Origin of the sequence: Pseudomonas psychrophila (genome assembly GCF_001043005.1) — a bacterium.
Lineage (GTDB): Bacteria > Pseudomonadota > Gammaproteobacteria > Pseudomonadales > Pseudomonadaceae > Aquipseudomonas > Aquipseudomonas psychrophila.
In genome coordinates, this window is sequence record NZ_JYKZ01000018.1 from 46445 (window position 1) to 59452 (window position 13008).

Genomic DNA, 13008 nt, shown 5'->3' on the forward strand with positions numbered 1-13008 from the left:
CTGCCGCCGGCTTCTTGGTCCAGCTGTTAGCAGGAGTCAGGACATGAGTGCTGTTATCGATGACCACGGACATGCAGACGGTCAGGCCCATGGTCCGGCCAAAGGCCTGATGCGCTGGGTGTTGACTACAAACCATAAAGACATCGGCACCTTGTACCTGTGGTTCAGCTTCTGCATGTTCCTGCTCGGCGGTTCGTTCGCCATGGTCATTCGCGCCGAGCTGTTCCAGCCCGGTCTGCAGATTGTGGCTCCGGCCTTTTTCAACCAGATGACCACCATGCATGGGCTGATCATGGTGTTCGGCGCGGTGATGCCGGCGTTCGTCGGCCTGGCCAACTGGATGATTCCGTTGATGATCGGCGCACCCGACATGGCCTTGCCGAGGATGAACAACTTCAGCTTCTGGCTGCTCCCCGCAGCGTTCCTGCTGCTGATTTCGACCTTGTTTACTGCAGGCGGCGGGCCAAATTTCGGCTGGACGTTCTATGCGCCGCTGTCCACAACGTATGCACCCGAAAGCGTAACGTTCTTCATATTTGCTATTCATTTGATGGGCATTAGTTCGATCATGGGCGCGATTAACGTGATCGCCACCATCCTCAATCTGCGTGCCCCCGGCATGACCTTGATGAAAATGCCGCTGTTTGTCTGGACCTGGCTGATCACGGCTTTTTTGCTGATCGCAGTAATGCCCGTGCTGGCAGGCGTGGTGACCATGATGTTGATGGACATTCACTTCGGCACCAGTTTTTTTAACGCGGCAGGGGGAGGGGACCCGGTCTTGTTCCAGCATGTGTTCTGGTTCTTCGGCCATCCCGAGGTCTACATCATGATCCTGCCGGCATTCGGTGCTGTGAGCGCGATCATTCCGACCTTCTCGCGCAAGCCCTTGTTCGGCTACACCTCGATGGTCTACGCCACGGCCAGCATCGCGTTCCTGTCGTTCATCGTGTGGGCACACCACATGTTTGTGGTCGGGATCCCCTTGGTTGGCGAGCTGTTCTTCATGTACGCAACGTTACTGATTGCGGTGCCGACCGGGGTCAAGGTGTTCAACTGGGCCAGCACCATGTGGCAAGGCTCGCTGACCTTTGAAACACCCATGCTGTTCGCCGTGGCCTTTGTGATTCTGTTCACCATTGGCGGGTTTTCCGGGTTGATGCTGGCCATTGCCCCTGCGGACTTCCAGTACCACGACACCTATTTTGTGGTGGCGCATTTCCACTATGTGCTGGTGCCGGGGGCAATCTTCGGGATCTTCGCCTCGACCTACTACTGGCTGCCGAAATGGACCGGCCACATGTACGACGAAACCTTGGGCAAGCTGCATTTCTGGCTGTCGTTTGTGGGCATGAACCTGACCTTCTTCCCGATGCACTTTGTGGGCCTTGCGGGCATGCCGCGACGGATCCCGGACTACAACCTGCAATTTTCTGACTTCAACATGGTGTCGTCGATTGGCGGATTCATGTTCGGTGCAACGCAGTTTCTGTTCCTGTTTATCGTCATTAAATGCATTCGCGGCGGCCCGAAAGCACCGGCCAAGCCGTGGGACGGTGCCGAAGGCCTGGAGTGGAGCGTGCCTTCACCGGCGCCGTATCACACCTTTACAACGCCGCCGGAGATCAAGTGAACATCCAAAAGCTCCTCACCCCAACCCTCTCCCTTTGGGAGAGGCCTAGGGTGAGGGGCTTTTGCTCTAGAGGAGATTGGGTGTGAACAACTCAAAGCCGATCAAACGCCTGGTCCTGCGCCTGTCATTGATGGTGGTGGTGATGTTCGCCTTCGGCTTCGCACTGGTGCCGATTTACGACGTGATGTGCAGGGCCTTCGGTATCAACGGCAAAACCGCCGGGCAGTACGAAGGTGAGCAAGTGGTGGACCCGAGTCGTCAGGTGAAGGTGCAGTTTTTGTCTACCAATGCCATCGACATGGTGTGGGAGTTTTACCCCAAGGGCGATCAGTTAGTGGTCAACCCGGGCTCGGTCAACGAGATGGTCTTTGTGGCCTACAACCCCACCGACCACCCCATGTCGGCGCAAGCGGTGCCGAGTATTTCTCCCGCTGAAGCGGCCCAGTACTTTCACAAAACCGAGTGTTTTTGCTTTACCCAACAGGTGCTGCAACCGGGTGAACGGATCGAAATGCCGATGCGCTTTATCGTCGATCGGGCCATGCCCAAGGATGTGAAACACCTGACGCTGGCTTACACGCTGTTCGACATCACCGCTCGCCATCCGCCCGTCGCCGCTATCGCTGGCAAGGACGCTGACCAGCCTTCCCGATAAGGAGAAAGCCCCATGGCAACTCACGATCAGTACTACGTCCCGGCGCAAAGCAAGTGGCCGATCATTGCCACGATAGGCTTGCTGGTCACGGTGTATGGCCTGGGAACCTGGTTCAACGATCTGAAGGCGGTGCGGCCGGAATCCCATGGGCCGCTGATCTTCTTTGTCGGTGCCTTGATCGTCGCCTACATGATGTTTGGCTGGTTCGCAGCGGTCATCAAGGAGAGTCGTGCCGGGCTCTACAGCGCTCAACTAGACCGCTCGTTTCGCTGGGGCATGACCTGGTTTATTTTTTCCGAGGTGATGTTCTTTCTCGCGTTTTTTGGTGCGCTGTTTTACGTACGCCACTTTGCGGGCCCTTGGCTGGGGGGCGAAGGCAGCAAGGGGGTAGCGCACATGTTGTGGCCTGACTTTCAATTTACCTGGCCGCTGCTGCACACCCCCGATCCAGCCCTTTACCCGCCGCCCAAAGGCACTATCAGCCCTTGGGGCTTGCCACTGCTGAACACGGTGTTGCTGGTCAGCTCCAGCATCACGCTCACCATCGCCCACTTCGCACTGAACAAGGGTCATCGAGGTGCATTGAAGTTCTGGTTGGGAGTGACGGTGCTGCTGGGCGTCGGCTTTCTGGGGTTCCAGGCCGAAGAATATGTCCACGCGTACAAGGAACTGGGACTCACCCTTGGCTCAGGGATCTACGGCGCGACGTTCTTTATGCTCACCGGTTTTCACGGGGCCCACGTCACCATTGGTGCGCTGATTTTGTTGATTATGCTGATTCGTATCATGCGGGGGCATTTCACTGCCGAGCACCAGTTCGGCTTTCAGGCCGCGACGTGGTATTGGCATTTTGTGGACGTGGTCTGGCTCGGTCTGTTCTTGTTTGTTTACGTAATATGAGCCGGTCATGACGCGCTTTCGCCCCGGTATCGCGCCGACTTTGGTGGTGTTGGCGTTGCTGCCGTTACTGGTGTTTTTGGGGTTCTGGCAGCTCGGTCGCGGTGAGCAAAAACGTGTGCTGCTCGACAGTTACGCCGAACGCCAGATGGCCGCGCCGGTGACGGTTGGGCAACTGTTGACCCTTGACGACCCGGCCTTTCGGCGCGTGCAGTTGCGCGGGCATTTCGATGGGCAGCACAGCCTGCTGCTGGACAACCGTGTACGCGACGGCAAGGTCGGCGTCGAGCTGCTGCAACCGTTTCAGGATCAGGCCAGCGGGCAGTGGCTGTTGCTCAACCGCGGCTGGCTGCCGTGGCCGAGTCGCCAGACGCCGCCCGTGTTCAGTACCCCCGAACACATACTGGATGTCCAGGCCTGGGTCTATGAGTCTCCGGGCGCGCCCTTTCAGTTACACGCCGATCCGTCGGACGCGCCCTGGCCACGGCTGGTGACGGCAGTGACCCCTGACAAATTGTGGGTCGAGCTAAGCCGCGAAGGCTTTGCCAAAGAGGTGCGCATCGCTCCGGGCCCCGCAGCGTATCAGGCCGACTGGCCGCTGATCTCCACGGGCATGGGCCCGGAGAAACACACCGCTTATGCCGTGCAGTGGTTCGCGATGGCGCTGGCCTTGCTCGGTCTTTATCTGTACCTCGGTTGGCACACTGCTCAGGAGAAACGCCATGGGAACGGCCATCAATCAGCCTGATATCGCACGCGTCCCGTCCCCGGCTGCACGTCGGCGCGGGCGGTTGCAACTGATCCTTATTTTGCTGCTTACCGTTGGCCCCATGGTGTTGGCCACGGGCATGTACAAACTCAAATTCTGGGTGCCCGACAGCCGTAGCTATCACGGTGAGCTGATCGGCGACGGGCAAACCCGGGCCGCCCTTGGGGTAGCTGCCGATGAGCAGCGCTGGCAATTGCTGGTGACCGCGCCACAAGCCTGCGCAGCGGATTGTCAGCAACTGGTGTATCTGGCCCGCCAACTGCAAATCGGTCTGGGCCGCGATGCCTCCCGTGCCAGCCACGGGCTGGCGGTTGCACAGCCTGTAGACCCGGCCTACGCGGCCAAACTTCAACTCGAATACCCGCAGTTACAGCGCTACAGCCTGGACGTGCCGACTTATACACAGGGCGCCGAGGGCAACGGTGCCGCGCAACTGTGGATCATCGACCCCCACGGCAATCTGGTGCTGCGCTACGGCCCCGGGGTTATCGGCAAGGACGTGCTCAACGATCTGCGCCTCCTGCTCAAGCTGTCCAATATCGGATAGAGGGCTATGTCATGGCCAAAGCTGGATTTCGCCTCGCGTTGTTTGCCACCCTGCTGGCGCTGGTGGTGGTGCTGCTCGGCGCCTACACCCGCCTGACCCACGCCGGGCTCGGCTGCCCGGACTGGCCCGGTTGCTACGGCTTTATCAGCGTGCCTAAGACCGAGGCTCAACTGGCTCACGCTGAACTGCACTTTCCCGATACGCCCGTGGAGGCCGACAAGGGCTGGAGTGAGATGACCCATCGTTATTTCGCCGGCACCTTGGGCTTATTGATTGTGCTGCTGGCGGCGCGGGCGTGGCGGCAACGTCGTTTGCCGGATCAACCGCTCAAGCTGCCGTTGTTCATTTTACTGGTGGTGATCGCCCAGGCGGCTTTTGGCATGTGGACGGTAACGCTCAAATTGTGGCCGCAGGTTGTTACGGGGCATTTACTGGGCGGCTTTGCAACTTTGAGCCTGTTGTTTTTATTGACCCTGCGCCTTTCTGGCGTATTGCCAGCGCTGGCCGTACCGCGTCGCTTGCAGCGTTGGGCCACCGCCGGGTTAGTGCTGGCGATCATGCAAATCGCGCTCGGGGGCTGGGTCAGCTCAAACTATGCCGCCGTGGCCTGTGTCGACGTACCGACCTGTCACGGCCAATGGTGGCCCGAGGCTGATTTCGCCAATGGTTTTCATCTGACCCAGCACATCGGCCCCAACTACCTTGGCGGGCAACTGGACAGTGAAGCCCGCACGGCGATCCATCTGACCCACCGACTTGGCGCGTTGTTGCTGACGCTGGTGCTGCTAGGCCTGGCCTGGCAGTTGCGCAGGGTAGGCATGACCCGCCTGGCGGGGTTACTGCTGGTGGCGCTGGCGGTGCAAGTCAGTCTGGGGCTCAGCAATGTAGTGTTTGGTTTGCCACTGGTGGTGGCGGTGGCACACAACGCCGGTGGCGCGGCGTTATTGCTCACGCTGGTGCTGGTCAATTACCACGCGCGTACGGCACTGGTCAGAGTCAGGGCCCCGCGCTTTGCCCGCTGGACCTTCAGCCTTAAAGGAGAACAGCCGTGGCGACCTTGATTGGCGAACGAGCGCAGCAAGCGGTGTGGCGGGATTATCTGGAACTGACCAAACCCAAAGTGCTGGTACTGATGCTGATTACCTCGCTGGTGGGCATGTTTTTGGCAACTCGCGCCGGTGTGCCCTGGACTGTGCTGATCTTCGGGAATCTGGGGATTGGTCTGTGTGCGGGCGGTGCGGCGGCGGTCAACCATGTGGTGGACCGGCGCATTGACGCCGTCATGGCTCGCACCCATAAACGCCCGTTGGCTCAGGGGCGTGTGTCACCGCTTGGCGCGCTGTCCTTCGCCCTGTTGTTGGCCTTGGCGGGGATGGGGTTGCTGCTGGTGTTTACCAATCCGCTAACCGCCTGGCTGACGCTGGCTTCCTTGCTCGGTTATGCAGTGATTTACACCGGTTTCTTGAAGCGGGCCACGCCGCAAAATATTGTGATCGGCGGCTTGGCCGGGGCGGCACCGCCATTACTCGGGTGGGTGGCAGTCACGGGGCATGTCACCGCCGAGCCGCTGCTGCTGGTGTTGATTATCTTCGCCTGGACCCCGCCGCATTTTTGGGCGCTGGCCATTCATCGCAAGGAGGAATACGCCAAGGCGGATATCCCGATGTTGCCGGTGACCCATGGCGAGCACTACACCAAGGTGCATATCGTGCTGTACACCTTGGTGCTGCTGGCAGTCAGCTTGCTGCCGTTTGTGATTCACATGAGCGGCTTGCTCTATCTGGTGTGTGCGCTAGGGTTGGGCGCACGCTTTCTGCATTGGGCGTGGGTGCTGTACCGTGGCACCCAGCCGCACGCGGCGATCAACACGTTCAAGTATTCTATCTACTACCTGTTCTTGCTGTTTATCGCGCTGCTTGTCGATCACTACCTAGTGTTGAACCTATGACTAAAACTCAAAAAACCGTCTATATCCTCGTTGCGCTGGTGGCGTTGGTCATGGGCCTGACGTTCAACAAAATGATGTCGGGCAAGGAGCAGGGCGACAACACGTCCCTGATTGATGCCGGGATCATTCTGCTCCCGCAAAGCCGCCAGTTGCCGGATGTGACGATGACCAACCAAGACGGTCAGCCGGTGGTGATGAACGCGCTGAAAGACAAGTGGAGCATGCTGTTTTTTGGCTACACCTTCTGCCCGGACATTTGCCCGACCACCCTGGCTCAGCTGCGTCAGATCAAAAGCGAGCTGCCTAAAGAGGTGCAGGACAAACTGCAAATCGTACTGGTCAGCGTCGACCCCAATCGCGATACACCGCAACAGCTCAAGCAATACCTGGGCTACTTTGACCCGCAGTTTGTGGGCCTGACCCCAGTTTCCATCGAGGAACTGCAAACACTGGCCAACGCAGTGAGCATTCCGTTTATTCCGGCGGACACCAGCAAACCGAACTACACCGTGGATCACAGCGGCAACCTGGCGCTGATCGGGCCGGACGGCACTCAGCGAGGTTTCATCCGCGCACCGTTCAACAACCAGAAGATGGTTGCCCAATTGCCGGGGTTGGTTGAGCGCAAGTAAGGGAAAGAAGCCTGTAGTCGCTGCCGAAGGCAGCGAAGGGGTGCGAAGCGACCCTCAGTCTATGAAGGTCCTACTGCCCTTATCGCAGCCTGCGGCAGCGGCAGGAAACGGCAACTGTGGGAGCGAGCCTGCTCGCTCCCCCAATAGGGCCTGACCTGCAACAGAGTCTCTACAAGGTAGTGCTTAGAACGCCGGAACGATGGCGCCTTTGTATTTTTCCAGAATGAAGGCTTTCACTTCCGGGGTATGCAGGGCAGCCACCAGCTTTTGCATGTCAGCCGACTCTTTGTCGTCCGGGCGAGCTACCAGAATGTTCACGTAAGGCGAGTCGCTGCCTTCAATGACCAGCGCATCTTTTTCCGGATTTAGTTTGGCTTCCAGCGCGTAGTTGGTGTTGATCAGCGCCAGATCAACCTGGGTCAGCACGCGCGGAATGGTGGCGGCTTCCAGCTCGCGGAACTTCAGGTTTTTAGGGTTTGCGGTGATGTCCTTGACCGTGGACAGGATGTTGGTCGAGTCCTTGAGCTTGATCAGGCCTGCCTTGTCCAGCAACAGCAGGGCACGGCCGCCGTTGGTGGCGTCATTGGGGATGACAACGGTGCTGCCGTCCTTCAGTTCATCCAGCTTTTTGTACTTGCTCGAGTAAGCACCCAGCGGCTCGAGGTGAACGGCTGCAACGCTGACCAAGTGTGTGCCCTTGGCCTTATTGAACTCATCCAGGTACGGCTGGTGCTGGAAGAAGTTGGCGTCCAGACGCTTTTCGGCCACTTGTACGTTTGGCTGGATGTAGTCGGTGAAGACCTTGACCTTAAGGTTCACGCCTTCTTTGGCCAGTGCAGGTTTCACGAACTCCAGGATCTCGGCATGCGGCACCGGAGAAGCGGCTACCGACAGGTCGCCCGCGTGGGCCGAAAACGCCGCAACAGCGGCCACAGCAGCAAATAACTTCTTCATTCAGCAACTCCTTGTGAATACCTGGGTTCAGGTATCTGCCAGCCGTTGGCTGGCGGTTACGTTTATTGACGCGGGTCGCGTTTACTTACGCGAAAAGTGAACCACCAGCCTGTCGCCAACGGTTTGCAGAATTTGCACCAGAATCAGCAACAGCACCACTGTGACGATCATTACGTCGGTCTGGAAGCGTTGATAGCCGAAACGGATTGCCAGGTCACCCAGACCGCCTGCGCCGACCACACCGGCCATCGCCGTGTAACCCACCAGAGTGATGGCGGTCACGGTAATGGCTGCAAAGATGCCGGGGCGCGCTTCAGGTAGCAAGGCGCTGGTGATGATCTGACGGGTGCTGGCGCCCATTGCCTGGGTGGCCTCGATGATCCCGCGATCCACTTCACGCAGTGCGGTTTCTACCAGACGGGCGAAGAACGGCGTAGCGCCCACCACCAGTGGCGGAATTGCACCGGCGACGCCCAGCGAGGTGCCGGTAATCAGTACTGTGAAGGGGATCATCACAATCAGCAGGATGATGAACGGCAGCGAACGCAGAATGTTCACCGCCAGCGACAGAAAGGCGTACACGGTCTTTTGTTCGAACAGTTGGCGCGGGCTGCACAAAAACAGCAACACACCCAGCGGCAGGCCCAGCACGATGGTGAACAGCAGCGAACCGCCGAGCATCATCAGGGTGTCGCCGGTGGCCAGCCAGATTTCCAGCCAGTCGATGTTGGAGAAAAAACTCAAGAAAGCGTCCATTAGCGCAGCACCTCCATATGAACGTCAGCGGCAACGAAGCTGGCGAAAGCCGCTTCCATGTCCCCACCGGTGATGGCGAGGGTCAGTTGCCCATAAGGGGTGTCTTTGATGCGGTCAATGCGACCAGCCAGGATGCTGTAGTCCACACCCGTTTCGCGGGCGATGGTGCCCAGCAACGGCGCGTAGGTAGATTCGCCCTGGAAGGTCAGGCGTACGATACGGCCTGGGACATGGGCGAAATCGTCGCGCTGCTCGCTCTCGTCTACCTGCTCGTCTTCCTGCACAAAACGCTTGGTGGTCGGGTGCGTGGGGTGCAAAAACACCTGCGCCACCGGGCCTTGCTCGACAATTACGCCGGCATCCATCACGGCCACTTCATCACACACGCGTCGGATCACATCCATCTCGTGGGTGATCAACACGATGGTCAGCTTCAGTTCCCGGTTGATTTCGGCCAGCAGTTGCAGCACCGAGGCGGTGGTTTGCGGGTCGAGGGCACTGGTGGCTTCGTCGCACAGCAAAACCTTGGGTTTGGTGGCCAGGGCACGGGCAATGCCCACGCGTTGTTTCTGGCCGCCCGAAAGTTGCGCCGGGTATTTTTTGGCGTGCTCGGACAAGCCCACGCGCTCGAGCAACTCGGCTACGCGTTGCTCGATGGCACTGCGGGACAATTCACCGGCCAGTGTCAGCGGCATTGCTACGTTGTCAGCAACGGTCTTGGAAGCCAGCAGGTTGAAATGCTGGAAGATCATGCCGACTTGCTGGCGCAAACGACGCAGGCCGTTGGCGTCCATCGCGGTGACGTCTTCGTTGTCGACAATGATCTTGCCGCCGCTCGGGGTCTCGAGACGGTTGATCAGGCGCAGCAATGTACTTTTACCCGCACCGGAGTGGCCAATCAGGCCGAACACCTGGCCGCTCTCAACACGCAAAGTGGTGGAGTGCAGCGCGGGAATGTCCTTACCGGCAACCCGGTAAGTTTTATGAACGTTATGAAACTCAATCACGTAGCGAACCTTGTGGGCGCGTAAATAGAAGTTCAGCGGTAAGCCGGGCACGCATCTTATCGTGCTCGTATAGAGGCTCTTAGCATTTATTTGCGCAGGATCCTTTGATTTGGCAATAAGACGACTAAAGGTCAGAAAAAAGGAACGACGGCAAAGGCAAGGCGTCAGTACTTAAGCAGCTCGCATCCCGCCTCGGGAAATTTGTCTACAAAGCCCGACTCATGGGGCTTTCGCAAACAAGGAGTTTAGTCTGATGAGTAGCAAAAAACCGTCTTCCAATAAGAGCCAGATGGCCGGCACCGACACCTTGGATCGTGGCAACAGCAACGTCAAACTGGAAAGCCTTGAAGCCTTCCGCGATGACGCCACCGACCAGGCATTGCGCACCAATCAGGGGGTGAAGATTGCGGACAATCAAAACACCCTGAAAGCCGGTGCGCGTGGCCCGTCGCTGCTGGAAGACTTCATCATGCGGGAAAAAATCACCCATTTTGACCATGAGCGTATTCCAGAGCGCATCGTGCATGCCCGAGGCAGTGGCGCACATGGCTACTTCCAGGCTTATGAGTCCCACAGTGCCTTGACCAAGGCAGGTTTCCTGCAGGACCCGGGTAAAAAAACTCCGGTGTTTGTGCGGTTTTCTACGGTGCAAGGTCCGAGGGGGTCTGGGGACACGGTGCGAGACGTACGTGGGTTTGCCGTCAAGTTCTTCACGGACGAAGGTAATTTCGACCTGGTCGGCAACAATATGCCGGTGTTCTTCATTCAGGATGCGATCAAGTTCCCCGACTTCGTGCATGCCGTAAAACCCGAGCCCCATAACGAAATGCCTACCGGTGGCTCGGCCCATGACACTTTCTGGGACTTCGTCTCACTGGTTCCGGAATCAGCGCATATGGTCATTTGGGCCATGTCCGATCGAGCCATCCCGAAAAGCCTGAGAAGCATGCAGGGTTTTGGGGTGCATACCTTTCGTTTTATCAACGCCGAAGGAAAGTCGAACTTCGTCAAGTTTCACTGGCGGCCGAGCGTGGGTACCTGCTCTTTGGTGTGGGATGAAGCGCAAAAGCTGGCTGGTAAAGACACTGACTTTCATCGGCGCGATCTGTGGGACGCCATTGAAACCGGTGACTATCCTGAGTGGGAATTCGGCGTTCAGATCATTCCCGAAGAGGATGAGCACGCATTCGACTTCGACATTCTGGATCCGACCAAACTGATTCCTGAAGAAGTGATCCCGATTACGCCGCTGGGCAAAATGGTGCTCAACCGTAATCCGGACAACTTCTTTGCCGAAACCGAGCAGGTTGCGTTTTGCCCGGGGCATATTGTGCCGGGGATCGACTTCTCCAATGATCCCTTACTGCAAGGCCGTCTGTTTTCCTACACCGATACGCAGATCAGCCGTCTTGGCGGACCGAACTTTCATGAAATCCCGATCAACCGTCCGGTAGCGCCATTCCATAACAATCAGCGTGATGCCCAGCACCGCAGCACCATCCACAAGGGGCGTGCGTCCTACGAACCCAATTCCATCGATGGCGGCTGGCCTAAAGAAACGCCACCCGCTGCCAGCGATGGCGGGTTCGAGAGTTACCCGGAGCGCATCGACGCCAACAAGATTCGTCAGCGCAGTGAATCGTTCAGCGATCATTTCTCCCAGGCGCGGCTGTTTTTCAACAGCATGAGCAAGCACGAGCAAGAGCACATTATTGCGGCTTACAGTTTTGAACTGGGCAAGGTGGAGCGCGAGACGATCCGTGCGCGCCAGGTGAACGAGATCCTGGCCAATATTGATCTGAGGCTGGCCGGGCGCGTGGCCGAAAACCTCGGCTTGCCAGCTCCGAAGGCCGGGACTGTGGCTGAACGCAAGGTCAGCGTCACTCAATCCCCGGCCCTGAGTCAGGCCAACTTGCTGGCGGGCAATATCAAAACCCGCAAGGTGGCAATTCTGGCTGCCAACGGGGTTGATGGTCAGGCGATTGATGTGTTGAAACAGGCGCTTGCGGCCGAAGGGGCGCATGCCAAGTTGCTGGGGCCAACCAGCGCGCCGGTCAAAACCGCTGACGGCACTTTGCTGGCGGTGGACGGGTCGATGGAAGGCCTGCCCTCGGTGGCGTTCGACGCGGTGTATGTGCCGGGTGGAGCGGCGTCAATCAAGGCCTTGAGCGGTGATGGCGTGGCTTTGCATTACCTGCTGGAAGCTTACAAGCACCTCAAGGCGATCGCTTTGCACGGCGAAGCCAAACAGCTGCTGGATGTGCTGCATTTGCAGGCGGATGAAGGGTTGTTGGTGATCAAAGATGCCAAGGAGCTGAAGGCATTTTTCGCGGCTATTGCGCAACATCGGGTGTGGGCACGAGAGGCGAAGGCCAAGGCGATTCCTGCCTGAGGACGCAGTACACCGTTAGAAGAGGCTGAAAGCTGCGATCTTTTGCTTCTCGTAAAAGATCGCAGCCAACGGTTGACGAGCTATTGCGGCTTACTTGGGATCAGCACCATTTGTGCAGGCACGTGGCGAATGATCTGACGCTCAAGCTTGAGATCGAAGTCGGGATCGAGCTTTTTGACCCGTTTGCTGATCAGCGTTGCCAGCCAAGGGTAATCAGCCGTCCGCGGAACCTGCAGGCTGACAGTGCACTGGTAATTGACGATATCTTGCGCGATCAAATCCAGTTGATGGCGAAGTTTTGCAACATCGGCAATGTTCAGCGCGACGGTGGTGCTTTCGGCTGCAGGGTCGATCACCTTGGCCGGTGGGCGTGCTTCGGCTGCCTTGAGGGCGGCCTCGGCTTTTTCCAGCTCGGCCTTGCGTGCCTGGGCAATGGCGCTGTTGACGCCGCCTGTCAGTGCAGGTGCCTTGGGCATCAGGGCGCGGGCACGGCTCAGGGCAGTGGCTGCGGCGTTGACGTCACCTTTTTGCAGAACGATCTGGCTGCGCTGCAGGTAGGCTTCGGCCAGTTGGCGCTGGTACTGAACCAATTGCGGATCATCCCCAGACTGGGCCTGCAAGGTGCTCAGTTGGTCCTCAGCAGTCGCGAGTTCGCTGCTGGCCAGGTTTTGCTCCAGCTGTGCGATGGCCGCAGCGCGTGCGTCGACGGCAGTAGTGTCAGCCGACGGCGTGCTTTGGCAGGCGCCCAGCAGCAAGGAAAATGCGGCCAGGAGCAAGTAACGGAAGTTGAACAGCTTCATTCCTGCGGCTCTCTAAGT

The 13008-nt window shown here is 58.4% G+C and carries 13 protein-coding genes; 9 read left to right on the forward strand and 4 right to left on the reverse strand.

What is annotated here, in order from left to right:
* Window positions 1–43 precede the first annotated feature (43 nt).
* From ctaD to TU76_RS23445, 8 genes are all read left to right on the forward strand, one after another.
* Window positions 44–1633, forward strand: a complete 1590-nt coding sequence (gene ctaD, locus TU76_RS23410) for a cytochrome c oxidase subunit I (RefSeq protein ID WP_048352581.1) — start codon at window positions 44–46, stop codon at window positions 1631–1633.
* 82 nt (window positions 1634–1715) lie between these two features.
* Window positions 1716–2288, forward strand: a complete 573-nt coding sequence (locus TU76_RS23415) for a cytochrome c oxidase assembly protein (protein WP_019828162.1) — start codon at window positions 1716–1718, stop codon at window positions 2286–2288.
* Between the two features lie 12 nt (window positions 2289–2300).
* Window positions 2301–3188 (forward strand): cytochrome c oxidase subunit 3, encoded by an 888-nt coding sequence (locus TU76_RS23420; protein ID WP_019828161.1) that lies wholly within the window; start codon window positions 2301–2303, stop codon window positions 3186–3188.
* A gap of 7 nt (window positions 3189–3195) precedes the next feature.
* Window positions 3196–3933: an SURF1 family protein gene (locus TU76_RS23425; RefSeq protein WP_048352582.1), complete on the forward strand. Its 738-nt coding sequence runs from the start codon at window positions 3196–3198 to the stop codon at window positions 3931–3933.
* Complete coding sequence (locus tag TU76_RS23430) at window positions 3908–4501, forward strand: hypothetical protein (protein WP_048352583.1); 594 nt, start codon at window positions 3908–3910, stop codon at window positions 4499–4501. The genes TU76_RS23425 and TU76_RS23430 overlap by 26 nt, the downstream gene beginning before the upstream one ends.
* Window positions 4502–4512: 11 nt before the next feature.
* The gene (locus TU76_RS23435; RefSeq protein ID WP_019828156.1) at window positions 4513–5562 is read left to right on the forward strand and encodes a COX15/CtaA family protein; all 1050 of its coding nucleotides are present in this window, start codon (window positions 4513–4515) and stop codon (window positions 5560–5562) included.
* A complete protein-coding gene (gene cyoE / locus TU76_RS23440; protein ID WP_048352584.1) occupies window positions 5550–6449 on the forward strand; it encodes a heme o synthase in 900 nt (299 codons plus the stop codon). Before TU76_RS23435 ends, cyoE begins: the two co-directional genes overlap by 13 nt.
* A complete protein-coding gene (locus TU76_RS23445) occupies window positions 6446–7081 on the forward strand; it encodes an SCO family protein (protein ID WP_048352585.1) in 636 nt (211 codons plus the stop codon). The genes cyoE and TU76_RS23445 overlap by 4 nt, the downstream gene beginning before the upstream one ends.
* Before the next feature lie 183 nt (window positions 7082–7264).
* Here TU76_RS23445 and TU76_RS23450 read toward each other — a convergent pair whose 3' ends face one another.
* The 3 genes from TU76_RS23450 to TU76_RS23460 form a co-directional block, all read right to left on the reverse strand.
* On the reverse strand, window positions 7265–8035 hold the full coding sequence (locus TU76_RS23450; protein ID WP_019828152.1) for a MetQ/NlpA family ABC transporter substrate-binding protein: 771 nt from the start codon (window positions 8033–8035) through the stop codon (window positions 7265–7267).
* An 81-nt stretch (window positions 8036–8116) separates the two neighbouring features.
* Complete coding sequence (locus TU76_RS23455; RefSeq protein WP_019828150.1) at window positions 8117–8791, reverse strand: methionine ABC transporter permease; 675 nt, start codon at window positions 8789–8791, stop codon at window positions 8117–8119.
* The gene (locus TU76_RS23460) at window positions 8791–9798 is read right to left on the reverse strand and encodes a methionine ABC transporter ATP-binding protein (protein ID WP_019828149.1); all 1008 of its coding nucleotides are present in this window, start codon (window positions 9796–9798) and stop codon (window positions 8791–8793) included. The genes TU76_RS23455 and TU76_RS23460 overlap by 1 nt, the downstream gene beginning before the upstream one ends.
* 199 nt (window positions 9799–9997) lie before the next feature.
* Here TU76_RS23460 and katE point away from each other — a divergent pair, with 199 nt between their 5' ends.
* Window positions 9998–12190: a catalase HPII gene (katE, locus tag TU76_RS23465; protein ID WP_268794614.1), complete on the forward strand. Its 2193-nt coding sequence runs from the start codon at window positions 9998–10000 to the stop codon at window positions 12188–12190.
* Window positions 12191–12270: 80 nt separating this feature from the next.
* Here katE and TU76_RS23470 read toward each other — a convergent pair whose 3' ends face one another.
* Window positions 12271–12990, reverse strand: a complete 720-nt coding sequence (locus TU76_RS23470; protein ID WP_048352586.1) for a PA5502 family lipoprotein — start codon at window positions 12988–12990, stop codon at window positions 12271–12273.
* Window positions 12991–13008: the final 18 nt, after the last annotated feature.